This window comes from Tenacibaculum sp. MAR_2010_89 (assembly GCF_900105985.1).
In the GTDB taxonomy this organism is placed as follows: Bacteria; Bacteroidota; Bacteroidia; order Flavobacteriales; family Flavobacteriaceae; genus Polaribacter; species Polaribacter halocynthiae.
In genome coordinates this window covers 1,245,664-1,272,280 of the sequence record NZ_FNUB01000005.1, presented here as the reverse complement: position 1 = coordinate 1,272,280, position 26,617 = coordinate 1,245,664, and the positions used below count along the sequence as shown (strand labels likewise).

Here is a 26,617-nt window from a genome sequence, read left to right as displayed (position 1 = left end):
ACATTGTAGTACTTAATTTAACAAAAGATAATTTTTAAAACCTGCTTTAATAAAGCAGGTTTTTTATTTTTGTAATATCATGAAAGCACAATCTCAAAATCCAATAGGCATATTTGATTCAGGTGTAGGAGGAACTTCAATTTGGAAAGAAATTCAACTTTTAATGCCTAATGAAAATACTATATATCTATCTGATAGTAAAAACGCCCCATACGGTTATAAATCAGAAGAGAAAATAATTGAATTGTCAATTAAAAATACTGAATATTTATTAGAAAAAAATTGTAAAATCATAGTAGTTGCTTGCAATACTGCTACAACAAATGCTATAAAAATATTAAGACAAAAATATGATGTCCCTTTTATTGGTATAGAACCAGCAATAAAACCAGCATCACTTCAAACAAATACTAATACTATAGGTATTTTAGCTACTAAAGGGACATTAAATAGTGAATTATTTGAAAAAGCATCATCTAATCTAGAAAATAATATCACGGTTATAGAACAGGTTGGTGAAGGTTTAGTAAATTTAATTGAAAAGGGAGAAATTAATTCTCCTGAGATGAATAAACTACTTACTAAATATCTAACGCCAATGATTAAAAAAAATGCAGATTGCATTGTTTTAGGTTGTACTCATTACCCATATTTAAAAGATCTAATTAAAAAAATTGTAGGTAATAAAATAGAAATAATAGACTCAGGACTTGCAGTTGCTAAACAAACAAAGCATGTATTAAGTAAGCATAAATTACTATTACAAAGTAATAATACTCCTACTTATCAATTCTATATTAACAAAAATAAATCTACACTTAGTTATTTTTTAAAACAATATCCTAATAGTATTATTAAAGAATTAGATTTTTAAAAACTACCATTTATATTTGGACAAGCAGAAGCTCTTCTTTTTCTACATAAGATATCTATACCTAGTGATATTTGATGAAAATTACCATTAGAAAAAGTAATATCACCAGTTTGTTTTGTGTATGTATAAGCTATCATATATTTTTTGTAGTTCACTCCAACTATTGGTGTAACGTAATGAGCATCACCAAATACAGTACCATCAAAGCTTCTTCTATAAGAAATTGCTGCCCACAATTGAGTGTTTGAGAATTTCTTATAAGCTTTTAAGTTAATATCAGCAATCTTCTCTCCTGTTTGATCTTTGTATTGAAACATAAAAGAAGGTTCAAACTGTACATTATTTTCATCACCAAAGAAATAACCAGCTCCCAAAATATAATTTCTAAGGTTAAATGATTCAAAATTTGAATTCAATTTATTTTTTGCAGATAATAAAATATTCTTTACTGTAAAATATGATGAAAAGCCTTTATAATGGTATGCCATACCAAAATCTGCATTAAAGTAAAAACTACTTTCTACAACCTGACTTACTGCAGGATCATTAAAAAACCCCGTTTGATCTACTTCATTTTGAACCGCTGAAAATGATAAACCAAATGAAACTTGATTAAACAAATTCTCGTTTCCTAAATCTAAATGATATGCATAAGTACCTTGAACAGCTTTTTGAGAATGATATCCATTTTTATCATTAAATAGCACAAATCCGTAACCTGCTTTTGAATTATCTCCAGCTCTACTGTGAAAACTTAATGTTTGTAACTCAGGAGAATCTTTAACACCAACCCATTGTTGACGTGCAGTTAATCTTACTTTACCACACTCTCCGATTCCAGCAGAAGCAGGGTGAATCAGAAAGACATTATCTGATAAATAATCTGAATAAATCGGTAAAGTTTCTTGCGCTTTAGTGTGCAAACTCACAAAAAAGATAATCGATAATAAGGATTGTATATATTTTTTCATTAAAATGTAGATAGGACCCCAAATATAAACAACAGAGTCATAAAAATTTGTTAATTTTTTTTAAAAACAAGATTTATTTTCACAAAATACTAGATATGTTTCTAATTAAAGAACCTCAATATTAAAAAGCCCCCAACATAATAAACAGTTAAAATATATATTTCCCTACTTTATTCTAAATATTTAGTAATTAGCTCGATAATCAGACGGAGTAAATCCTTTTATCTCTTTAAATTTTCTATTAAAATTAGATATATTTTTAAATCCAGATTTTTCAGATATTTCTGTTATTAAATATTCTTTATTTTGCAATAATTTACATGCTTTTTCAACTCTAATTTCATTAAGAAATGTAAAATATGTTTTATTTGTTCTTTGCTTAAAATATCTACAAAAAGCATTGGGAGTCATATTTGCTACTTCAGAAACCTCCTCTAAATCTATTTTTTTACTATAATTATTTAAAGTATAATCCATAACCTTTCCCATTCTTTTCCCTTCATTATCTGTATACTTTTTTGTGTACAAAAAAGTGGATAATCGCTCAATATCTGACTTTAAAATAAGCTTAATAATTTTAAGGAAGATTATAAACCTTTCAAAATCATCACTTTTAGGTAAATCTTTAAAACAACTAATTAATTCTTGACTATTGTTCTTAATCTTAAAACTAGTTTTAGCATTATTAAAGAAATATTCTAATTCTTTAAAGTCATCTAAATCAAAAAAAGCATTCCCAAATGATTCTTTTGTAAAAAAAAGCGACATCATAAATGATTTTTTAATGATAGAACTATCGCTTTTAAAAACATGAGGTTGATTTCCTCCTATAACCAAAATAGTATCATCGCAATAATCATTTACAGCATCCCCTACTATTAGAGCACCTTCTCCCTTTACTATATAACAAATTTGAATTTCTTCATGCTGATGTAGTTTATCATAAAAAGAAACTCCTCTATCTTCTTGATAAATAAGTCCTATGTTTTTTGCTTTTGGTATTTTAAAAGGTAATACTTTCATGAGGGTTATTTTTATCAAATCTATTAAATATACACATTATAACCACACAAAAACAAATAACAAGGTAATATAGTATCAACAAGAGATAATAGAATCACGTTTCAATTTTCTTTTTCAATATAAATTTGTAAAAAAAAACAATTATAATGAGCATTCAATGGAAAGGCGTTATGCCAGCAGTAACAACAAAATTCACAAATGACGATACACTAGACTTACAAATGTTTGAAGTAAACATTAAAGCTCAGTTAGAAGCTGGTGTAGACGGAATCATTTTAGGTGGAACTTTAGGTGAAGCTTCAACTTTATCTGATGAAGAAAAACGTTTATTAGTTAAAGAAGCAGTTCGCATAGTAGATGGTGCTGTACCAGTTGTTATGAATATAGCTGAACAAACTACAAAAGGAGCTATTGAAGCTGCAAAAAAAGCGAAAGAAGATGGAGCATCAGCTTTAATGATGTTACCTCCTATGCGTTATAAAGCAGATGCAAGAGAAACAGTTGAGTTTTTTAAGCAAACTGCTAATTCAACAGATTTACCTATTATGGTATACAACAACCCAGTTGATTATGGAATTGAAGTTACATTAGATATGTTTGAAGAATTATTATCTTCTTGCCCAAATATTCAAGCCGTAAAAGAATCTACAAGAGACATTTCAAATGTTACAAGAATAAAGAATCGTTTTGGAAATAGATTAGCTATTTTAAGTGGTGTTGATACTTTAGCTTTAGAAAGTTTAGTTTTAGGAGCTGATGGTTGGGTTGCTGGTTTAGTTTGTGCTTTTCCTGCAGAAACAGTAGCTATTTATCAATTAATAAAAGCTGGTCAATACAATGAAGCTGTAGCCATTTATCGTTGGTTTTTACCTTTATTAGAATTAGATATTAATGCTAAATTAGTGCAAAATATTAAATTAGCTGAAGTTGCAACTGGTATTGGAACAGAAAATGTAAGAGCACCAAGATTACCTTTAATAGGTGAAGAACGTAAACAAGTACTAGAGATAATTGAGAACGGAGTAAAAAACCGTCCTACATTACCTGATTATAAAAGCTTAGAATTAGCTATTTAACAGATAAGTTGGGGTATAATTACCTCAACTTATAATTATTTTATTTCACAAAAAAGCTTCATTTAAAAAATAAATTATGATTTCAACCATCACAAAAAGAGTTACAGGAAAGAACCAAATAGGAAATAAACTTTCTGCGGAAGGAAACGTAACTCATAAAACATTCAATCCAAAACTTAATATAGAAAACGATTCTAATTTTTATGAAGCAACTATAGAAGAAGTAAATGAAGCTGTAGAATTAGCCAATGAAGCTTTTGAAGAGTATAAAACTTTTTCAGGCGCTAAGAAAGCAGCTTTTTTAAATGCAATAGCTGATGAAATCATGGCATTAGGAGATGATTTAATTCAAACTTATTGTTCAGAATCAGGATTACCTGAAGGACGTGCTATAGGAGAAAGAGGTAGAACAATTTTTCAATTACAATCATTTGCTAAATTGGTAGAAGAAGGTTCATGGATTGACGCTACTATTGACACTGCTATACCAGATAGACAACCATTACCTAAAGCTGATATAAGAAAAATAAACATTCCTATTGGTCCTGTTGTTGTATTTGCCGCTAGTAATTTTCCTTTAGCTTTTTCAACTGCAGGAGGAGATACCGCTAGTGCTCTTGCTGCTGGATGTCCAGTAATTGTAAAATCACACTCTATGCATTCAGGTACTGGTGAGCTAGTAGCTAGTGCTATTATTAAAGCAGCAGAAAAAACTGGAATGCCAAATGGTGTATTTTCAAACATTACCGGAAGCGGAAGAGTTGTTGGTGTAGCTCTAGTTGAACACCCAAATGTAAAAGCTGTTGGTTTTACAGGTAGTATTGCTGGAGGTAGAAGTTTGTTTAACAAAGCAGCTAGTAGAGAAACACCGATTCCTGTATTTGCTGAAATGGGAAGTATTAACCCAGTTATTACTTTACCAGAAGCTTTAAAAACAAGAGGGGAAGAATTAGCTAAGACTTATGCTTCTTCAATTACATTAGGAACAGGTCAGTTTTGTACAAATCCTGGTTTAATTCTAGGAATAGAAAGTGACGATTTTTCAAAATTCATTACTAATTTATCTAATGAAATAGTAAAAATAGACCCTACTTGTATGCTACATCCTAATATTAAAGAATCATACGATGCTAATAAAGAGAATATAATTAGTCAAGACAAAACGCATACTGTTGCCAACTATGCAAATGATACAGAAGCTAATTTTGCAAAACAAGCATTAGCGGTTGTTAATGGTAGTGATTTTATAGAAAACCCGAACCTTCACCAAGAAGTTTTTGGCCCGTTTTCCTTAATAGTAAAATGTAAAGACAAAAAAGAACTAGAAAAAGTTGTGTCGAATCTGGAAGGGCAACTTACTGGAACAATTTTAGGAAATAATTCTGAAATAAATGAGTATAATTATTTACTTTCGCTCTTAAGTAATAAAGTAGGACGTATTATTTTTAATGGAGTTCCTACTGGTGTTGAAGTTTGTTCTTCAATGGTGCATGGAGGCCCTTATCCTTCTTCAACAGACCCTAGGTTTACATCTGTTGGAACAAGTTCTATTAAAAGATGGGTAAGACCATTTAGCTATCAAAATTGGCCAAATGAATTATTACCTGAAGAACTAAAGAATGAAAATTCATTAGGTATATCAAGGTTAGTTAACAACAAAATTACTAACGGAAAAATTTAATATACTGACCTATACTCCTCACTAAAGGAAAAGCTTAGAAGGGTGTTTTTCCTTAAGGGGAGTTAGGTTGGGGTTAAAAAAGATATATTTAATGAGAAAAACTTTTTTTTGTGTAGATGCACATACATGTGGTAACCCAGTAAGAGTTGTTGCTGGTGGCGGCCCTAATTTAAAAGGCTCAAATATGAGCGAAAAACGTCAACATTTCCTTAAAGAATATGATTGGATTAGGAAAGGTTTAATGTTTGAACCTAGAGGTCATGATATGATGAGTGGTTCAATACTTTTCCCTCCTCACAATCCGGAAAATGATTTTGCAATTTTATTTATTGAAACTTCTGGCTGTTTACCAATGTGTGGACATGGAACTATCGGTACAATAACTATAGCTATTGAAGAAGGGTTAATTACGCCAAAAATTCCTGGAAAAATAAAAATGGAAGCCCCTGCTGGTTTAGTTGAAATAGAATACCAACAAACGGGTAAAAAAGTTGATTGGGTTCGATTAACAAATGTAAAAAGTTATTTAGCTGCCGAAGGATTAACGATTGAATGTCCTGAATTAGGAGAAATTACTTTTGATGTTTCTTATGGAGGAAATTATTATGCTATTGTAGATCCTCAAAAAAACTTTAGTGGTATTCATGATTTTACAGCTTCAAAAATAATTCAATATTCACAAGTTGTTCGTGATAGAATTAATAAGAAATATCCTGACATGTTTATTCATCCTGAAAATGATACCATTAGAGATGTAACTCATATGTTGTGGACTGGTAATCCTATTGACCCGACTTCATCAGGCAGAAATGCAGTTTTTTATGGTGATAAAGCAATTGATAGAAGCCCATGTGGAACAGGAACTTCAGCTAGAATAGCACAACTTCATGCCAAAGGTAAATTAAAACAAGGTGAACAGTATATTCATGAAAGTTTTATTGGTAGTAAATTTATAGGTTGTGTAGAAAAAGAAACAACTTTAAATGGTAAAAAAGCAATTATACCAAGCATCCAAGGTTGGGCTAAAGTTTATGGTTATAATAATATAATAATTGACGATGAAGACGATCCATATGCACATGGATTCCAAGTTATATAGTTTATGAATAAAAATATATTAGTTGTAGGTGGTGGTATTATAGGTTTATGCTCTGCTTATTATTTACAAAAAGAAGGTCATAATGTTACTATTATTGACAAGTCAGATTTGTTAAGTGGTGCTTCGCATGTAAATGCAGGGCTTATTACTCCAAGTCATATAATTTCTCTAGCTGCTCCTGGAATGATTAACAAAGGAATTAAATGGATGTTTAGTTCAACAAGTCCTTTATCAATAAAACCTAGATTAGATTTTGATTTTATACGTTGGTCTTGGTTGTTTAAAAAAGCCTCAACTCATCAGAAAGTTGAAAAATCTATACCAGTAATAAAAGATATTAATCTTTTTAGTAAAAAATTATATAAAGACATTAAAGCTTCATCTGATTTTGATTTTGATTATCAAGATAAAGGATTGATGATGTATTATCAAACTGAAAAAACTGGTGAAGAAGAATGGAGGGTTGGGGAAAGAGCTATTAAAGAAGGATTAAAAGTAGAGAACTTAACTCTCGAAGAAGTACAAAAGCTTGAACCTAATGTTGATTTAAATATAAAAGGAGCTGTTTATTATCATTCAGATGCTCACATGACACCTTCAGAATTTATAAAACAAATGAAAAACTATTTAATAAATTCAGGAGTTACTATACTTTCTAATGAAGAACTAATTGATATAACAACCTCAAATAACAAAGTTTCTTCAATAAAAACTAATAATAGAGAAATTATAGCTGATGAAATGGTTTTAGCAACGGGTTCTTGGACCCCTATAATTGCAAAAAAACTCGATTTAAAAATACCTGTTCAGGCTGGAAAAGGTTATCGTATTAATGTTGAAAAAGATACAGGAATCAATATTCCTTCAATATTAATGGAAGCAAAAGTAGCAGTAACCCCAATGAAAGGATATACTCGTTTTGCTGGAACAATGGAAATAGCTGGAATAAACGAAAAAATCAATACTAAAAGAGTTTCAATGATTGCCAGAGCTTCTGAAGATTATTATAAAGGTTTAAAAATTGATTCTTCAGACATTAAAAATGCTCGTTCAGGTTTACGTCCATGCTCTCCAGATGGATTACCTTACATCGGTAAATTATCAAATTTTAAAAATGTAACTGTTGCCACAGGACATGCTATGATGGGTTGGAGTTTAGGTCCTGCTACTGGTAAAATAGTTTCTGAGTTAATTTCTGAGCAAAAAACGAGTTTAAATTTAACTCCATTTAATGTTGAACGTTATAATTAGAAAAAATAAGTTTATTTAAGAAATTTTATTAATACAAAAAGCCTCATAATTATATGAGGCTTTTTTATTTAGTAGCGGGAACTGGACTCGAACCAGTGACCTTCGGGTTATGAGCCCGACGAGCTACCTACTGCTCTATCCCGCGATTTGCGGTTGCAAATATACAATGTTTTTACAGAAAGACAATGTGTTTTTTTGTTTTTATTTTACAAAAAACCAAAAACAGTTAACAATCAAGCCTTAAAATTAAAAACAAAAGTTAATCACATTCATTTTTTCTATTTTAGTTTGAGACGCAATATGAGCAATATACCCATTGTTAATATCTACTTTAGATAAATAATATTTTTCATCATCTAATTTCGTTGACGAGCTTAAGGTGTTAATTGTATTTAGAGGTATAGTTAGCCCTCTACCATCAGCTTTTACAATAGCTTCTTTTCTTGTCCAACATGTATAAAACTTGTTATAACTATCTATTTCTCTCTTTTCTTCTGGAGAAAAAACAGTATTAAAACCATCTAATTTAATTGGTTTTACTTTTTCTATATCAATACCTAAATTTACTTGTTCATCATTACTAATTGCACACACAACGTATTCTTCTGAGTGAGAAATATTAAATGAGAAAGAACTATTTTCAAAATACGGCTTACCATGTTCAGTCGTCTTTATAGATTCTAAAGAATTATCGTAGCCAAATTGAAGCATACACTTTTTCAAAAGTAGCTTCCCATATAAATACGTGTAAGCATCTTGCCAGCGACGAAATTTACTTAACCTTTCTTGCATTTTTTTAGGCAATAACTCGGCTAATTTTTTATATTCATTTTCAGGTAATTTTTTACATGAAGTATAATAAATTGATGTCATAAGAATAAAATTAAAGTTAATAATTACTTAATGCATGTTCTAGTTTACTTACATCTTAAAACAGATAAAACTATCTCATACACCATTCCAAAACAGCTTTTGCACTATGTGCTTTATTTTCGGCTTGTTGAAAAACAATACTACTTGTGCCATCTATGACAGAAGCCTCTACTTCTTCTCCTCTATGAGCTGGAAGATCATGCATAAAAATAGAATTTGAATATTTTGACATTACTTCTTGAGTTACAGCAAAAGGGTCAAATATCTCTCTCCAATTTGCATCAGGTTTTGTAGTTCCTGTTGTTTGCCAACGTGTAGTGTATATTACATCTGCATTTTTAGGCAACTTTTTCATATCATGAAATTCATTAATAACAGTGTTATTTTTGGCTGCTTCGTTTTTTGCATACTGCAATACATTTGCTGGTATTTGATAATTTGGTGGAGTAAAAAAACTCAACTTAATATTAGAAAACTTAGCTAAAGCTAATGCCAACGCAACTGCTGTATTATTCCCCTCTCCTAAATAGACTATTTCTAAACCTGATAGCTCACCAAAATGACACATTAATGTTGTCAGATCTGCTAAAGCTTGAGTTGGGTGTTCATCTTCTGTCATTGCATTAACGATAGACATTCTTTTTTGATTTGCAAAAGCTTTAAGTACATTTGGACTACCTGCTGTTCTAACAACTAAGCCATCTAACATACGTGAAAGTACTTGTAAAGTATCACTCATACTTTCACCTGTGTTTATTTGTAAATCATTAGGTCCATAAGCAATAACATTAGCTCCTAACCGAAGTGCAGCAGTTGTAAAAGAGGTTCTTGTTCTTGTAGATGTTTTGGTAAAATAAACACCAACTACTTGATTTTTTAATTGATACCCTAACTCAACAGTACCATTAGAGTATTCTACTCCTCTATTAACTATATCTAACACTTCTTGCTTTGACAAGTTTTTTAAAGATATTATATGCTTTTTCTCATTTATTATTGTAAGACTCATTTTTTTGTTTTTTATTTTTTTTATACTAAATTTTATTAATCACTAGCTATTAATCGATTAGTAACACTATTAATAATGCTATTTTACTCTTGTACTAAAAAAGCTTAACTTTCATAAAGTTTACAAGGTATTTTCCATCAGTATGATTATTCCAATGATACTAATGTTAATTCAAAATGTTTATTTATAAGGTTTGATAAAGGCATTACCCTAGGTGCTTTCATAATAGAAAAATGATCCCCTGGAATATTACTAATATTGATGTTTACAAATACGCTTTTAAGTTTATCAATATTTTGATTATTTATAGATTGTGATGGACATATATAAAGTGTGTTTGCTTTTACTTGCTTGTTTATCCAATTATTATCAGAAGAAGCAACTAATAAACGAATTTTACTTGTTGCCGTAAATAGCTCTTCTTTAGTTTTATTAATATAATCTGGAATAAGTTGTTTGATACTTTGAGGAATTAAATCCTGCATTTGATTACTTGTTAAAGCTTTAAAGGGTTCTGAATTAAACAACTCGTCTTGCAAACCTTTAAGTGAATAAAATTCTTGTTTATTTATAGGGTTAAAGCTAAAAAGCGAACTAAACAACTCTAACTCTGAATCAACATTAAACAAAGTTTCTTTTGCTGGTTTTTCATACCCTAAATAAGAATCTATTATAATTAGTTTTTCAACTTTCTCATTATATGTTTCAAGTTGTAATGCTATCTCAGTAGCTATCTCTCCACCTAAACTCCATCCTAATAAGTTATATGGGCCAGTAGGTTGAATAGATTTTATTTTTTCTATATATACTGAAGCAATCTCATTAATACTTGGAGCTGATATTATATCGTAATCATGCTCAAATTTAATTCCATAACATTGATACTCTTTAATATTTCTAGTTAGTTCAAGATAACCGTCTACTTCACCACTACCGTCATGAATAACAAAAAGTTTATCTTCTGTTTCTCTTTTATTTAAAGGTATAACATCAACTACTTTTATATCTTCATTCTTTTTCTGCTCAATCTTAAGAGATAAAGAAGCAATAGTTGGAGCTAAGAAAATTTCAGAAAGCTGAAATTCAGCATTCATGTACTTGCTTATTTTATGCTTCATCTCCATAGCTAACAATGAATGTCCTCCTAGTTTAAAAAAATCCGAAGTAATACTAATCTCGCTTTCTTTAGCCCTTAAAACTTCTGACCAAATACTTAGTAGTTTCTTTTGAACTTCATTATTTGGTGCTATATACTCACTTCCTGTAGTAAAATTAGGACTTGGTAATAATTTCCTATCTATTTTCCCATTCGAATTTACAGGAAAATTATCCACTTTAATATATGTGGTAGGTATCATATAATTCGGAAGTTTAGAAGACAGTATGTTCTTAATACTACTTTCCTCTATATTAATATTTCCACATAAATAGGCGACTAATTGTTTACTCTCTCCTTCACCTGAAGCAATAACTAATGATTTATTAATAGATTCAATCTTTTCTAATTGATATTCTATTTCTCCTAGCTCAATTCGTAGCCCCCTTATCTTAATCTGATTATCTATTCTACCTAGAAAATCAATAGTACCATCTTCATTCCACTTTGCTAAATCTCCTGTAGCGTAAGCTCTTACTCCTGGAATAACTGGATTCTCTATAAACTTATTTTCTGTTAACTTATCATCGTTTAAATACCCTTTAGCTAATCCTTTTCCTGAAACATATAATTCTCCAGGTACTCCTATAGGACATAATTGTTTCGCTTCATTTAATATATATACTTGCCTATTATTTATTGGCTTACCAATACATGAAGTTTTTTCAAGTGAATCTATCTCATGATAAGTAATACAAACTGTTGATTCTGAGGGCCCATAGGTGTTAAATATTGGATAATGATTTATTAAATTATCAATATGCCTTGGTAATAACACATCTCCTCCACTTACAATAAACCTTAAGCTTTGTAAATCATCTGAATACTTATTCAGTACATCAAGAACAACTGGCACAGTAGTTAATACTGTTGCTTTTGTTTCTTTAATACCATGAATAAGAGCTTCTATATCTCTTCCTCCTTCAGGCATAATTACTAGAGAAGCCCCTGTTAGTAAAGCTGGAAAAATTTCTTCTACTACCGTATCAAATGAAGGTGAAGCTTGCTGAATAACCTTATCTAAAGGTGTTAATGAAAAATATTTCTTAAAAGTAATACTATAATCTACTAACGAGTTATGTTCTATAATTACTCCTTTGGGTTTTCCAGTACTTCCTGAGGTAAAAATAATATATGCAGTATCATTTCCTTTTATTGATAGTAAAGGATTAATCTCTGGCATTTTTTCAATTTTGACTTTATCTATTATCAAATCTATAACAGATACTGATGTTTCCAGATTTACTAAATCAGTACTTAAATTAGTAAGTATATACTTCATCTCTGAACCATCAATCAACATTTTTAATCTATCCAAAGGATTATTAGAGTCAAGAGCAATATATGTAGCACCTGATTTTAAAACTGCTAAAAAACTAATAATCATTTCAGGTGAACGTCCTAAATAGACACCTATTCTATCTCCCTTTTTAACTTTAATTACTTTAATAAGGTAATGAGTTAGTTGATTAACTTTTAAGTTTAAATCTTGATAACTCATTGTATAACCTTTATAATATAATGCTTCTGCCAATGGGTTTAATAAAACTTGTTTTTCTATTAAATCAACAATAGTTCCTTTAATGTTATAATTTATTTCTGGCGCATTAAACTCTTTAATTATTTGGTTACTTTCTTCATTTGAAAGAATATTGATTTTTGATATTTCAATTTCCTTATCTACTAATATTTCTGCTATTATTTTTTCAAATCCTTTTGAAAATCTTTCTATTGTTTTTTCATTAAACAACGATAGGCTATAACTAAAAAATATACCACATCCTTCTTCTTGCTCTACTACATCTAGTTCTAAATCAAACTTTGCTACGTTATAATCCACTTCATAACCTACAACTTTTAATCTTTCTGATTCTTCTACATAAGTTTTCTCTTGATTATATGAATAAAAAACATCAAATAATGGATTACGTCCACTATCTCGTGAAACATCTAATGCGTCTACCAATTCCTCATATTGAAACAACTGATGATCAAATGCCATTAATGTATCTGTTTGTAATCCTGATAAAAAATCTTGAAAACTAGTTCCTGAAGTTACTTGGTTACGAAGAGCTAAGGTATTCACAAACATCCCTACAACATCTTCCATATCGGCATGGAGACGTCCTGCTGTTGGGGTACCTATAACAATATCTTCTTGATTTGATAACTTACTTAGTAAAATAGTGTAAATACCTAAAAACAATGTATACATTGTTACTCCTTCACTTGCTGCTATTTTACGTAACTCTTCACTTTGTTTTTTATTTAGAATTAGCGAATGAACTCCTCCTTCATTATTTCGAACTTGACTACGCGGATAATCTGTAGGTAATTCTAATGCTGTTAATTCTTCACGATACTTATCTAACCAATATTTTTTATGATTTGATACTAAATCTTGATAACTTTCACTTTGCTGCCATACTGAATAATCTATATACTCAATACTTAAATTCGGTAAAGATTCTCCATAATACAATGACCAGATATCACGAGTTAAAATTCCATTAGAAACTCCATCATTAATTATATGGTGCGAATCTATCATTAACAAATAATCTTCTCCTGTAATATCTATCAATGATACACGATATGGTAAATTTTCAGCTAAATTGAATGGTTGCACAAATTCAGACACATAGTTTTTAATATCACTTGCAGCACCTTGTTTATAATCTATTTCAAAGTTTACATCTTTTAAAACCTGTTGCACTGGATGCCCATCTATCAACTCAAAAACAGTACGTAAAACTTGATGACGAGACACTAATTCTTTAAATGCTTTATCTAACTGTGAAACATCTAAATCTCTTCCAACTCTATAAAATGTTGGCATATTATAACTGGTACCATCTTTTTCATATTCATACAAGAAATACATACGTCGTTGTGCCGATGATAATGGATAAGATTCACTCTCTAATGCCTTTGGTATAGATTCAAATTGAACATGATCTTTTTCTAAAATATAAGTTGATAACTCTAAAATAGTACGATAAGAAAATAAATCTCGTAATGATACTTCTACATTAAATATCTTATTCACCTTATTCAATAAAGTAATTGCCAATAATGAATGACCTCCCAGTCTAAAAAAGTCTGAAGTAATACTAACTGCATTTTCTTCAAGATCTAAAATTTCAGACCAAATATGTACTAATGATGTTTCGGTTTCATTAGTAGGAGCAACATACGCTTCCTTATCTATTAGATTTGGTATAGGTAATGACTTTCTATCTATTTTCCCATTAGCATTCAATGGAAAACTATCTAAATAAATATAACTTAAAGGAACCATATAATCTGGTAACATTCCTGATAATAACAATATTATATCTTGCTCTTCAATTACCTCGTTGCAACATAAATAAGCTACTAACTGTTTATTTACACCTGTCCCATGAGCTAAAACTAATGCTTGATTTATACTTGGTACTTCTTCTAACACAGATTCAATTTCACCTAATTCAATTCTATAACCTCGTATCTTTACCTGATGATCATTTCTTCCTAAATACTCCAAATCTCCCTCAGGTAACCATTTTACTAAATCTCCTGTTTTGTATAAACTCCCTTTTCCAAAAGGGTTCCCTATAAAACGTTCTTCCGTTAATGTCACATTATTAACATAACCCTCCGCTAAATGAACACCTCCAATATAAAGTTCTCCAATAGTTCCTTCTGGTAATAAGTTTAAATCTTTATCTAAAATATAAGCTTGAGTATTAGCTATAGGACGTCCTATAGGTACATTCGTATTTAATTTTTCTAACACCTCATAAGCCATAGATACTACCGTTCCTTCGGTTGGTCCATACTCATTAATGAATCTTGATTTTCCTAAAAATTTATTAGCTAATGAAGGAGTACATTTTTCTCCACCTGATATAACAATTTTAAGAAATGGTAATTCGTCTATTGGTAAATTTTCTAAAAACGATGGAGTACTATGTAAATAAGTTATTTTATTTTCTAAAAGATAATTCTTAAAAAGAGTTGGATCTAAAAGAACTTCTCTACCAATTAAAACCATTTTACCTCCAGAAGTTAAAGCTAACCAAATTTGCTCTACAGAAGCATCAAAATAATAGGGTGAAAATTGAAGAATACGGTCAGCTGTACCTATATCAAAAAACTCTCTTTGAAAACAATTTAAATTTGTTATTCCTTTATATGCTACTAATACCCCTTTTGGATTTCCTGTTGAACCTGAAGTATAAATTACATAAGCTGCATCATCTGAAGTAACTACTGGTAATTCTTTCTTATTAACATTTAATTTCTTATCTAAAACACTACTGCTCAAATAACTATAGTTGGCTTTAATTTCTTCTGAAAGGTCGTTTAAATTACTTAAAACAAAAGAAACTTTACATTCCTCTAACATATGATGAGTTCGAGATAAAGGTTGATCTACATTGATTGGTAAATACGCTCCCCCTGCTTTCATTATACCTAAAATACCTGTGATCATTTCTAAAGAACGAGTCATCATTAAACCAACTATAGAACCTTTTAACACTCCTAAATTCATCAAATGAGTTGCCCATAAATCTGAACGAGCATCTAACTCTTGGTAAGTAAGTTTTTTTCCTTCCATAACTAAAGCTATAGAATTTGGAAACTCTTCAACTTTAGAGCGAAACATATCTAAAACTGTTTCCTCTAAATCATAATTCACTTTGGTAGTATTTAAACCTAATAACAATCTATCTTTTTCTGATGTTGATAGTATATCTATATCCTTCAGTTGCTTTTCTTTATTATCTAATACACTATCTATAATTTTATTTAGATAACCTGAAAATCTTGCAATACTTGAAGAGCTATATAAATCTGTTCGATAATTAAGTGATAAAACTATTGATTCAGAATCTAAAACATCTAACATTAAATCAAACTTCGCTATAGTATAACTAACATCATGGCCTACTATTTTCAAACTCTCTGATTCTTCTACATCAGTTACTTCTTGATATTGATTGTATGAATAAAAAACATCAAATAACGGATTACGTCCACTATCTCGTGAAACATCTAATGCATCCACCAATTCTTCATACTGATACAATTGATGATCAAATGCCATTAATGTATTTACTTGTAGTTCTGATAAAAATTCTTGAAAACTAGTTCCTGAAGCTACTTGGTTACGTAGAGCTAATGTATTCACAAACATTCCTACAACCTCTTCTAAATCGGCATGATGACGCCCCGCTGTTGGAGTACCTACAACAATATCTTCTTGATTTGACAACTTACTTAGTAAAATTGTATAAATACCTAAAAACAATGTGTACATTGTTACTCCTTCACTTGCTGCTATTTTACGTAACTCTTCACTTTGTTTTTTACTTAGAGTTATTGAATGAACATCTCCTTCTGTACTTTGATCTTGACTACGAGGATAATCTGTAGGTAATTCTAATGCTGTTAACTCTTCACTATACTTATCTAACCAATACGTTTTATGACTCGATACTAAATCTTGATACCCCTCACTTTGTTGCCAAACTGAATAATCTATATAATCAATACTTAAACTTGGTAAAGACTCTCCATGGTATAATGACCAAAATCCTTTCATTAAAATCTCATTGGAAACTCCATCATTAATTATATGGTGTGAATCTATCATTAACAAATAGTCTTCACCTGTAATATCTATTAATGATACACGATATGGTAATTCTTCAGCCAAATTAAATGGTTGTACAAATTCAGACACATACCTATCAACATCACTTGGATTACCTTGCTTATAAGCTATATTAAAATTTGTTGCTTCTAAAACTCGTTGAACTGGATATCCTTCTTCCAACTCAAAAACGGTACGTAAAGACTGATGACGTGATACTAATTCTTTAAATACTTTATCTAATTGTGAAACATCTAAATCTCTTCCAACCCTATAAAACATTGGCATGTTATAACTTGTACTACCCTTGTCAAATTCATATAAGAAATACATACGACGTTGTGCCGATGACAATGGATAAGAACTACTCTCTAAGGCCTTTGGTATAGACTCAAATTGAACATGTTCTTTTTCTGATATATAAGTTGACAACTCTAAAATAGTACGATAAGAAAATAAATCTTTTAGAGAAACTTCAATATTAAAAACTTGATTAATTTTATTAGTTAATGTAATGGCTAATAATGAGTGACCTCCTAATCTAAAAAAGTCTGATGTAATACTAATTGTATCCTCTTCAAGATCTAAAACTTCTGACCAAATTTTAACTAATTTCTGTTGATCATTAGTCTCTGGCGCTACATACTTCTCCTCTGAAGTTAAATCTGGACTAGGCAACGCTCTCCTGTCTATTTTTCCATTGGAATTTACTGGAAAAGAATCTAACCATATATAACCTGAAGGAATCATATAATCAGGAAGCTTTGACGACAATAACGTAGCAATCGAAATGTCGTCTAACTCCCCTACACCACATAAATAAGCTATCAACTGCTTATTATTTTCTGATCCACTTGCCAATACTAATGCTTGACTTACTATAATCAATAGACTCTAATTGAGATTCTATCTCTCCTAATTCGATTCGATTAACCTCGTATCTTTACTTGATGATCATTTCTTCCTAAGTACTCTAAATCTCCTTCAGGTAACCATCTTACTATATCCCCTGTTTTATACAAACGCCCTTCTCCAAATGGATTGGCTATAAAACGTTCTTCTGTTAATGTAACATTATTAATATAACCCGATGATAATCCTACTCCACCTATATAAAGCTCTCCTACAACTCCTTTTGGTAATAATTTTAGATCTTTATCTAAAACATAAGCTTGTGTATTTGCAATAGGATACCCTATAGAGATATTACTTCCTTTTAAATCTTCTAATTTTAATTTTTTGGATACTGAAATAACAGTTGCCTCTGTTGGTCCATATTCATTATAAAAATCATAATCTTTTATATATTTCTTTGCCAAACTTGGCTTACATGACTCGCCTGAAACAACTATACGTTTAAGGTATTTTAATGAAGGTAAGGATAAACTTTCTAAAAACGAGGGGTAACATTTAAATGTGTAATTTCTTCTCTAACTAATACATTTATAAATTTTTGATGATCTATTAAAGTATCTTTCTCTAATAAAACTAAACTTGAACCTGTAGTTAAGGCTAACCAAATCTGCTCTACAGAAACATCAAAATAATATGGAGAGAATTGTAATATCTTATCTGTTATATTTACTCCTAAAAATTCACGCTCATGGTTAATTAAATTTGTAACTGATTTATGTTCAACCATAACTCCTTTTGGAGTTCCTGTTGATCCTGAAGTGTATATTACATAAGCTAAATTTGATACCTCAACAAAAGATAATTTCTTTTTGACTTCTAAAGATAGATCTAATTTTTTAGCTTCAATAAAGGTATATTTCGAATCAATTACAATATCATCAGTATTTACATTTCCTAAAATTAATTCTACATCACATTCTTCTAACATATGATGAGTTCGAGATAAAGGTTGATCTACATTGATTGGTAAATACGCTCCCCCTGCTTTCATTATACCTAAAATACCTGTGATCATTTCTAAAGAACGAGTCATCATTAAACCAACTATAGAACCTTTTAACACTCCTAAATTCATCAAATGAGTTGCCCATAAATCTGAACGAGCATCTAACTCTTGGTAAGTAAGTTTTTTTCCTTCCATAACTAAAGCTATAGAATTTGGAAACTCTTCAACTTTAGAGCGAAACATATCTAAAACTGTTTCCTCTAAATCATAATTCACTTTGGTAGTATTTAAACCTAATAACAATCTATCTTTTTCTGATGTGATAGTATATCTATATCCTTCAGTTGCTTTTCTTTATTATCTAATACACTATCTATAATTTTATTTAGATAACCTGAAAATCTTGCAATACTTGAAGAGCTATATAAATCTGTTCGATAATTAAGTGATAAAACTATTGATTCAGAATCTAAAACATCTAACATTAAATCAAACTTCGCTATAGTATAACTAAACATCATGGCCTACTATTTTCAAACTCTCTGATTCTTCTACATCAGTTACTTCTTGATATTGATTGTATGAATATAAAAAACATCAATAACGGATTACGTCCACTATCTCGTGAAACATCTAATGCATCCACCAATTCTTCATACTGATACAATTGATGATCAAATGCCATTAATGTATTTACTTGTAGTTCTGATAAAAATTCTTGAAAACTAGTTCCTGAAGCTACTTGGTTACGTAGAGCTAATGTATTCACAAACATTCCTACAACCTCTTCTAAATCGGCATGATGACGCCCCGCTGTTGGAGTACCTACAACAATATCTTCTTGATTTGACAACTTACTTAGTAAAATTGTATAAATACCTAAAAACAATGTGTACATTGTTACTCCTTCACTTGCTGCTATTTTACGTAACTCTTCACTTTGTTTTTTTACTTAGAGTTATTGAATGAACATCTCCTTCTGTACTTTGATCTTGACTACGAGGATAATCTGTAGGTAATTCTAATGCTGTTAACTCTTCACTATACTTATCTAACCAATACGTTTTATGACTCGATACTAAATCTTGATACCCCTCACTTTGTTGCCAAACTGAATAATCTATATAATCAATACTTAAACTTGGTAAAGACTCTCCATGGTATAATGACCAAAATCCTTTCATTAAAATCTCATTGGAAACTCCATCATTAATTATATGGTGTGAATCTATCATTAACAAATAGTCTTCACCTGTAATATCTATTAATGATACACGATATGGTAATTCTTCAGCCAAATTAAATGGTTGTACAAATTCAGACACATACCTATCAACATCACTTGGATTACCTTGCTTATAAGCTATATTAAAATTTGTTGCTTCTAAAACTCGTTGAACTGGATATCCTTCTTCCAACTCAAAAACGGTACGTAAAGACTGATGACGTGATACTAATTCTTTAAATACTTTATCTAATTGTGAAACATCTAAATCTCTTCCAACCCTATAAAACATTGGCATGTTATAACTTGTACTACCCTTGTCAAATTCATATAAGAAATACATACGACGTTGTGCCGATGACAATGGATAAGAACTACTCTCTAAGGCCTTTGGTATAGACTCAAATTGAACATGTTCTTTTTCTGATATATAAGTTGACAACTCTAAAATAGTACGATAAGAAAATAAATCTTTTAGAGAAACTTCAATATTAAAAACTTGATTAATTTTATTAGTTAATGTAATGGCTAATAATGAGTGACCTCCTAATCTAAAAAAGTCTGATGTAATACTAATTGTATCCTCTTCAAGATCTAAAACTTCTGACCAAATTTTAACTAATTTCTGTTGATCATTAGTCTCTGGCGCTACATACTTCTCCTCTGAAGTTAAATCTGGACTAGGCAACGCTCTCCTGTCTATTTTTCCATTGGAATTTACTGGAAAAGAATCTAACCATATATAACCTGAAGGAATCATATAATCAGGAAGCTTTGACGACAATAACGTAGCAATCGAAATGTCGTCTAACTCCCCTACACCACATAAATAAGCTATCAACTGCTTATTATTTTCTGATCCACTTGCCAATACTAATGCTTGACTTACTATATCAATAGACTCTAATTGAGATTCTATCTCTCCTAATTCGATTCGATAACCTCGTATCTTTACTTGATGATCATTTCTTCCTAAGTACTCTAAATCTCCTTCAGGTAACCATCTTACTATATCCCCTGTTTTATACAAACGCCCTTCTCCAAATGGATTGGCTATAAAACGTTCTTCTGTTAATGTAACATTATTAATATAACCCGATGATAATCCTACTCCACCTATATAAAGCTCTCCTACAACTCCTTTTGGTAATAATTTTAGATCTTTATCTAAAACATAAGCTTGTGTATTTGCAATAGGATACCCTATAGAGATATTACTTCCTTTTAAATCTTCTAATTTTAATTTTTTGGATACTGAAATAACAGTTGCCTCTGTTGGTCCATATTCATTATAAAAATCATAATCTTTTATATATTTCTTTGCCAAACTTGGCTTACATGACTCGCCTGAAACAACTATACGTTTAAGGTATTTTAATGAAGGTAAGGATAAACTTTCTAAAAACGAGGGGGTAACATTTAAATGTGTAATTTCTTCTCTAACTAATACATTTATAAATTTTTGATGATCTATTAAAGTATCTTTCTCTAATAAAACTAAACTTGAACCTGTAGTTAAGGCTAACCAAATCTGCTCTACAGAAACATCAAAATAATATGGAGAGAATTGTAATATCTTATCTGTTATATTTACTCCTAAAAATTCACGCTCATGGTTAATTAAATTTGTAACTGATTTATGTTCAACCATAACTCCTTTTGGAGTTCCTGTTGATCCTGAAGTGTATATTACATAAGCTAAATTTGATACCTCAACAAAAGATAATTTCTTTTTGACTTCTAAAGATAGATCTAATTTTTTAGCTTCAATAAAGGTATATTTCGAATCAATTACAATATCATCAGTATTTACATTTCCTAAAATTAATTCTACATCACATTCTTCTAACATATGATGAGTTCGAGATAAAGGTTGATCTACATTGATTGGTAAATACGCTCCCCCTGCTTTCATTATACCTAAAATACCTGTGATCATTTCTAAAGAACGAGTCATCATTAAACCAACTATAGAACCTTTTAACACTCCTAAATTCATCAAATGAGTTGCCCATAAATCTGAACGAGCATCTAACTCTTGGTAAGTAAGTTTTTTTCCTTCCATAACTAAAGCTATAGAATTTGGAAACTCTTCAACTTTAGAGCGAAACATATCTAAAACTGTTTCCTCTAAATCATAATTCACTTTGGTAGTATTTAAACCTAATAACAATCTATCTTTTTCTGATGTTGATAGTATATCTATATCCTTCAGTTGCTTTTCTTTATTATCTAATACACTATCTATAATTTTATTTAGATAACCTGAAAATCTTGCAATACTTGAAGAGCTATATAAATCTGTTCGATAATTAAGTGATAAAACTATTGATTCAGAATCTAAAACATCTAACATTAAATCAAACTTCGCTATAGTATAACTAACATCATGGCCTACTATTTTCAAACTCTCTGATTCTTCTACATCAGTTACTTCTTGATATTGATTGTATGAATAAAAAACATCAAATAACGGATTACGTCCACTATCTCGTGAAACATCTAATGCATCCACCAATTCTTCATACTGATACAATTGATGATCAAATGCCATTAATGTATTTACTTGTAGTTCTGATAAAAATTCTTGAAAACTAGTTCCTGAAGCTACTTGGTTACGTAGAGCTAATGTATTCACAAACATTCCTACAACCTCTTCTAAATCGGCATGATGACGCCCCGCTGTTGGAGTACCTACAACAATATCTTCTTGATTTGACAACTTACTTAGTAAAATTGTATAAATACCTAAAAACAATGTGTACATTGTTACTCCTTCACTTGCTGCTATTTTACGTAACTCTTCACTTTGTTTTTTACTTAGAGTTATTGAATGAACATCTCCTTCTGTACTTTGATCTTGACTACGAGGATAATCTGTAGGTAATTCTAATGCTGTTAACTCTTCACTATACTTATCTAACCAATACGTTTTATGACTCGATACTAAATCTTGATACCCCTCACTTTGTTGCCAAACTGAATAATCTATATAATCAATACTTAAACTTGGTAAAGACTCTCCATGGTATAATGACCAAAATCCTTTCATTAAAATCTCATTGGAAACTCCATCATTAATTATATGGTGTGAATCTATCATTAACAAATAGTCTTCACCTGTAATATCTATTAATGATACACGATATGGTAATTCTTCAGCCAAATTAAATGGTTGTACAAATTCAGACACATACCTATCAACATCACTTGGATTACCTTGCTTATAAGCTATATTAAAATTTGTTGCTTCTAAAACTCGTTGAACTGGATATCCTTCTTCCAACTCAAAAACGGTACGTAAAGACTGATGACGTGATACTAATTCTTTAAATACTTTATCTAATTGTGAAACATCTAAATCTCTTCCAACCCTATAAAACATTGGCATGTTATAACTTGTACTACCCTTGTCAAATTCATATAAGAAATACATACGACGTTGTGCCGATGACAATGGATAAGAACTACTCTCTAAGGCCTTTGGTATAGACTCAAATTGAACATGTTCTTTTTCTGATATATAAGTTGACAACTCTAAAATAGTACGATAAGAAAATAAATCTTTTAGAGAAACTTCAATATTAAAAACTTGATTAATTTTATTAGTTAATGTAATGGCTAATAATGAGTGACCTCCTAATCTAAAAAAATCTGATGTAATACTAATCGTATCCTCTTCAAGATCTAAAACTTCTGACCAAATTTTAACTAATTTCTGTTGATCATTAGTCTCTGGCGCTACATACTTCTCCTCTGAAGTTAAATCTGGACTAAGCAACGCTCTCCTGTCTATTTTTCCATTGGAATTTACTGGAAAAGAATCTAACCATATATAACCTGAAGGAATCATATAATCAGGAAGCTTTGACGACAATAACGTAGCAATCGAAATGTCGTCTAACTCCCCTACACCACATAAATAAGCTATCAACTGCTTATTATTTTCTGATCCACTTGCCAATACTAATGCTTGACTTACTATATCAATAGACTCTAATTGAGATTCTATCTCTCCTAATTCGATTCGGACACCTCTTATTTTAACTTGATTATCAACTCTTCCAAGAAATTCAATGGTTCCATCAGAATTCCACTTAGCTGTATCACCAGTACGATAAATTCTTGAAGTTGGAATTATAGGATTTTTTATAAATTTATCCTCTGTTAATTTTTTATCATTTAAATATTCTTTTGCTAAACCTTTACCTGAAACACAAAGTTCTCCTGTAACTCCAACTGGACATAACTGTTTGTCTTTATTAAGTATATATACTTGTCTATTAGGAATTGGTTTACCAATACATGAAGTATTATCAAGTGAACTAACCTTATGGTAGGTAATACAAACTGTTGACTCTGAAGGCCCATAAGTATTGTATATTGGATATTTTTCTATTAAATTACTAATATGCCTTGGAAGTAACACATCTCCTCCACTAACAATCAACCTTAAACTTTCTAAAGCATCTGAATAATTATTTAAAGCATCTACGACAACTGGAACTGTACTTAATATTGTAGCTTTAGTTTCTTTAATTTCTTTAAGAAGATATTCTATATTTTTCCCTCCATCTGGCATTATAACAATAGATGCTCCAGTTAACAATGCTGGAAATACTTCTTCTACAACTGTATCAAACGCAGGAGAGGCTTGTTGTACAACTTTATCCGATGTTGTTAACGAGAAATATTCTTTAAAAGTAATACTATAATCTACTAAAGAACTATGCTCAATAACAATACCTTTTGGTTTCCCTGTACTTCCAGAGGTATAAATTATATATGCTGGATCATTCTCTTTTATCTTAACTAAAGGATTATTGCTTGGCATTTCTCCAATATTTAACCCTTCTCTTATTAAATCTATAACCTCTACAGAAGTGTTAATAGCCAACAGCTTTTCATAAGAATTGGTTAAAATAAATTTTAAATTTGAATTCTCAATTAATAAATTAATTCTACTTGAAGGATTTCCAGGATCCAACGAAACGTAAGCAGCTCCAGATTTTAATACTGCCAAAAATCCAATTATCATTTCTGGTGAGCGCCCAAAGTGTACACCAACTTGGTCTCCTTTTTGAACTCCCATAACATTAATAAGATAGTGAGCAAGTTTATTCGCTTTGCTATTTAACTCTCCATAATCAATAGTATGATTTTTAAAATATAAAGCTTTAGCTTTTGGATTAAAAAAAACTTGTTCCTCAATTAAATCAACAACAGTTCCTTTAATATTGTAATTTGTTTCTGGAGCATTAAATTCATGAATAATCTGACTTTTTTCTTCCTTTGAAAGAATATCTATTTCTGATATTTTAATATTTCCTTCAGTTACTATTTGTTCTATTATAGCTTCTAAATACGTAGAAAATCTTTTTATTGTTTTTTCATCAAATAAAGAAAGATTATAACTAAAAAGCATATCATAATAATCACCTTGATTAATTATATCAAGTTCTAAATCAAATTTTGCTATATTATATAGCACTTCATGATTTACAATTTTAAGATCAGAATCATTACTAGAACTAGTACTTCCTTCTTGTTGGTTATATGAAAAGAAAACATTAAATAACGGATTACGCCCTACGTTACGAGAAACATCTAAGGCATCAATCAATTCTTCATAAGGGTACAACTGATGATCAAATGCCTTTAATGTATCCTCTTGAATTTTTGCTAATAAATCACTAAAACTAACATTTGAAGTTATCTGGTTTCGTAATGCTAATGTATTCACAAACAAACCTACTATACCTTCCAAATCTGAATGACGACGTCCAACCGTAGGAGTACCAATAATAATATCATCTTGATTTGATAGTTTATTCAATAAAACATTATAAATAGCCAAAAACAGCATATACATAGTTGCTCCATGTGAACTTGCAAAATCACGTAACTTATCACTTTGTTTCTTTGACAAACTAAGTGTATAAGCTGAACCTTCATTACCAAGCTGAATAGGTCTAGTATAATCCGTTGGTATCTCCAACACAGTAAATTCATCACTATACCTATCTAACCAATACTCTTTATGACTAGATATCAAATCTTTATAAACATCACTTTGTTGCCACACCGCATAATCTATATATTGAATAGGTAAATCAGGTAAAACATTACCTTGATATAAAGACCAAAAATCATGCATTAAAACTTCACTAGAAACACCATCATTAATAATATGATGCATATCAATCATCAATAAATAATCCTCTTCTAAAACCTCCATTAAAGAAATTCGAATAGGAAGCTCCTTAGATAAGTCAAATGGACGAACAAAACTATCCATATAACGATTTATATCTGACGTTGTACCTTGATGACGAGTTACCTTTAAGGAATTTGAATCCAACACACGTTGAACAGGGTTTCCATCTACTATTTCAAAAACTGTACGTAAACTATGATGACGGTTAGACAATTTTTGAAAAACTTGTTCTAACTTTAATACATCTAAATTTCTACTAACTCTATAAAAACCTGGTACATTATAACTTGTACTCTCTTTATCAAAATTATATAAAAAATACATTCTAAGTTGAGACGATGATAATGGATAATAATTTTGTTTAGGAGCAGGTTTAATAGACTCAAACTCTTTTACTTTTTTTATTGACTTGAAAAAAGTTAAAATATCCTGCTTTTTAGCAGTCAACTCTTTAATAACTTCAGGAGTAATCTTTTCTTTTGATCCTTTCAAAGATATTTTCCCTTCTTTTACAGAAATAATAATATTCTTTTTTCTTAAGTCACTGATATATTCATCTATTTTCATGAGATTAACTTATTTATGTGTGTGTGTAGATGTGATTTTTTTTCTTTCAATTAATTGTGATCAATTCACATTTTAAACATGTGGTAATTAAAT

Annotated in this window: 14 protein-coding genes, 1 tRNA gene and 1 pseudogene; 5 read left to right on the top strand and 11 right to left on the bottom strand. The window is 30.1% G+C overall.

Annotated elements, in window-relative coordinates; translation table 11 throughout:
- Nucleotides 1-79 precede the first annotated feature (79 nt).
- A complete protein-coding gene (gene murI / locus BLV71_RS09060) occupies nucleotides 80-874 on the top strand; it encodes a glutamate racemase (protein WP_093870235.1) in 795 nt (264 codons plus the stop codon).
- On the opposite strand, the gene BLV71_RS09055 is transcribed toward murI, so the two are convergent.
- Nucleotides 871-1,845 carry a PorP/SprF family type IX secretion system membrane protein gene (locus BLV71_RS09055; RefSeq protein ID WP_093870234.1) on the bottom strand — a complete coding sequence of 325 codons (975 nt, stop codon included), beginning with the start codon at nucleotides 1,843-1,845 and terminating at the stop codon, nucleotides 871-873. The two genes, murI and BLV71_RS09055, sit on opposite strands and share 4 nt — an antisense overlap.
- Nucleotides 1,846-2,028: 183 nt before the next feature.
- A complete protein-coding gene (locus BLV71_RS09050; RefSeq protein ID WP_093870233.1) occupies nucleotides 2,029-2,868 on the bottom strand; it encodes an AraC family transcriptional regulator in 840 nt (279 codons plus the stop codon).
- Nucleotides 2,869-3,014: 146 nt separating this feature from the next.
- Between BLV71_RS09050 and BLV71_RS09045 the strand changes: the two genes are divergently transcribed.
- The 4 genes from BLV71_RS09045 to BLV71_RS09030 all read left to right on the top strand — a co-directional run bounded on the left by BLV71_RS09045 (nucleotide 3,015) and on the right by BLV71_RS09030 (nucleotide 7,975).
- Nucleotides 3,015-3,944 (top strand): dihydrodipicolinate synthase family protein, encoded by a 930-nt coding sequence (locus BLV71_RS09045; RefSeq protein ID WP_093870232.1) that lies wholly within the window; start codon nucleotides 3,015-3,017, stop codon nucleotides 3,942-3,944.
- A gap of 76 nt (nucleotides 3,945-4,020) precedes the next feature.
- Nucleotides 4,021-5,625 carry an aldehyde dehydrogenase (NADP(+)) gene (locus BLV71_RS09040; protein WP_093870231.1) on the top strand — a complete coding sequence of 535 codons (1,605 nt, stop codon included), beginning with the start codon at nucleotides 4,021-4,023 and terminating at the stop codon, nucleotides 5,623-5,625.
- A 91-nt stretch (nucleotides 5,626-5,716) separates the two neighbouring features.
- Nucleotides 5,717-6,724, top strand: a complete 1,008-nt coding sequence (locus BLV71_RS09035) for a 4-hydroxyproline epimerase (RefSeq protein WP_093871997.1) — start codon at nucleotides 5,717-5,719, stop codon at nucleotides 6,722-6,724.
- Nucleotides 6,725-6,727: 3 nt separating this feature from the next.
- Nucleotides 6,728-7,975, top strand: a complete 1,248-nt coding sequence (locus tag BLV71_RS09030; protein WP_093870230.1) for an NAD(P)/FAD-dependent oxidoreductase — start codon at nucleotides 6,728-6,730, stop codon at nucleotides 7,973-7,975.
- 72 nt (nucleotides 7,976-8,047) lie between these two features.
- On the opposite strand, the gene BLV71_RS09025 is transcribed toward BLV71_RS09030, so the two are convergent.
- The 9 genes and pseudogenes from BLV71_RS09025 to BLV71_RS08985 all read right to left on the bottom strand — a co-directional run bounded on the left by BLV71_RS09025 (nucleotide 8,048) and on the right by BLV71_RS08985 (nucleotide 26,524).
- Nucleotides 8,048-8,120, bottom strand: a tRNA-Met gene (locus tag BLV71_RS09025).
- A 101-nt stretch (nucleotides 8,121-8,221) separates the two neighbouring features.
- Nucleotides 8,222-8,848: a 4'-phosphopantetheinyl transferase family protein gene (locus BLV71_RS09020; RefSeq protein WP_093870229.1), complete on the bottom strand. Its 627-nt coding sequence runs from the start codon at nucleotides 8,846-8,848 to the stop codon at nucleotides 8,222-8,224.
- A 70-nt stretch (nucleotides 8,849-8,918) separates the two neighbouring features.
- Entirely contained in the window at nucleotides 8,919-9,857 is a 939-nt protein-coding gene (locus tag BLV71_RS09015) for an ornithine carbamoyltransferase (protein ID WP_218131769.1), read from the bottom strand.
- A gap of 146 nt (nucleotides 9,858-10,003) precedes the next feature.
- Entirely contained in the window at nucleotides 10,004-17,542 is a 7,539-nt protein-coding gene (locus BLV71_RS09010; RefSeq protein ID WP_093870228.1) for a non-ribosomal peptide synthetase, read from the bottom strand.
- A 41-nt stretch (nucleotides 17,543-17,583) separates the two neighbouring features.
- Nucleotides 17,584-18,015, bottom strand: a pseudogene (locus BLV71_RS09005) (AMP-binding protein); the annotation flags it as partial.
- Nucleotides 18,016-18,044: 29 nt separating this feature from the next.
- On the bottom strand, nucleotides 18,045-18,791 hold the full coding sequence (locus tag BLV71_RS09000) for an AMP-binding protein (RefSeq protein WP_143032772.1): 747 nt from the start codon (nucleotides 18,789-18,791) through the stop codon (nucleotides 18,045-18,047).
- A 17-nt stretch (nucleotides 18,792-18,808) separates the two neighbouring features.
- Nucleotides 18,809-19,036 (bottom strand): condensation domain-containing protein, encoded by a 228-nt coding sequence (locus BLV71_RS08995; RefSeq protein ID WP_143032771.1) that lies wholly within the window; start codon nucleotides 19,034-19,036, stop codon nucleotides 18,809-18,811.
- 35 nt (nucleotides 19,037-19,071) lie between these two features.
- Nucleotides 19,072-19,413 carry a condensation domain-containing protein gene (locus tag BLV71_RS08990; protein WP_093870224.1) on the bottom strand — a complete coding sequence of 114 codons (342 nt, stop codon included), beginning with the start codon at nucleotides 19,411-19,413 and terminating at the stop codon, nucleotides 19,072-19,074.
- 37 nt (nucleotides 19,414-19,450) lie between these two features.
- Entirely contained in the window at nucleotides 19,451-26,524 is a 7,074-nt protein-coding gene (locus tag BLV71_RS08985; RefSeq protein ID WP_093870223.1) for a non-ribosomal peptide synthetase, read from the bottom strand.
- Between the last annotated feature and the right edge of the window lie 93 nt (nucleotides 26,525-26,617).

Excerpts from the sequence above, each read along its gene's own strand:
- murI (WP_093870235.1), top strand. The coding sequence starts at position 80 with ATGAAAGCACAATCTCAAAATCCAATAGGCATATTTGATTCAGGTGTA.
- BLV71_RS09045 (WP_093870232.1), top strand. The coding sequence starts at position 3,015 with ATGAGCATTCAATGGAAAGGCGTTATGCCAGCAGTAACAACAAAATTC.
- BLV71_RS09030 (WP_093870230.1), top strand. The coding sequence starts at position 6,728 with ATGAATAAAAATATATTAGTTGTAGGTGGTGGTATTATAGGTTTATGC.
- BLV71_RS09040 (WP_093870231.1), top strand. The coding sequence starts at position 4,021 with ATGATTTCAACCATCACAAAAAGAGTTACAGGAAAGAACCAAATAGGA.
- BLV71_RS09050 (WP_093870233.1), bottom strand. The coding sequence starts at position 2,868 with ATGAAAGTATTACCTTTTAAAATACCAAAAGCAAAAAACATAGGACTT.
- BLV71_RS09035 (WP_093871997.1), top strand. The coding sequence starts at position 5,717 with ATGAGAAAAACTTTTTTTTGTGTAGATGCACATACATGTGGTAACCCA.
- BLV71_RS09020 (WP_093870229.1), bottom strand. The coding sequence starts at position 8,848 with ATGACATCAATTTATTATACTTCATGTAAAAAATTACCTGAAAATGAA.
- BLV71_RS08985 (WP_093870223.1), bottom strand. The coding sequence starts at position 26,524 with ATGAAAATAGATGAATATATCAGTGACTTAAGAAAAAAGAATATTATT.
- BLV71_RS08990 (WP_093870224.1), bottom strand. The coding sequence starts at position 19,413 with ATGTACACATTGTTTTTAGGTATTTATACAATTTTACTAAGTAAGTTG.
- BLV71_RS09015 (WP_218131769.1), bottom strand. The coding sequence starts at position 9,857 with ATGAGTCTTACAATAATAAATGAGAAAAAGCATATAATATCTTTAAAA.
- BLV71_RS09055 (WP_093870234.1), bottom strand. The coding sequence starts at position 1,845 with ATGAAAAAATATATACAATCCTTATTATCGATTATCTTTTTTGTGAGT.
- BLV71_RS08995 (WP_143032771.1), bottom strand. The coding sequence starts at position 19,036 with ATGATGTTTAGTTATACTATAGCGAAGTTTGATTTAATGTTAGATGTT.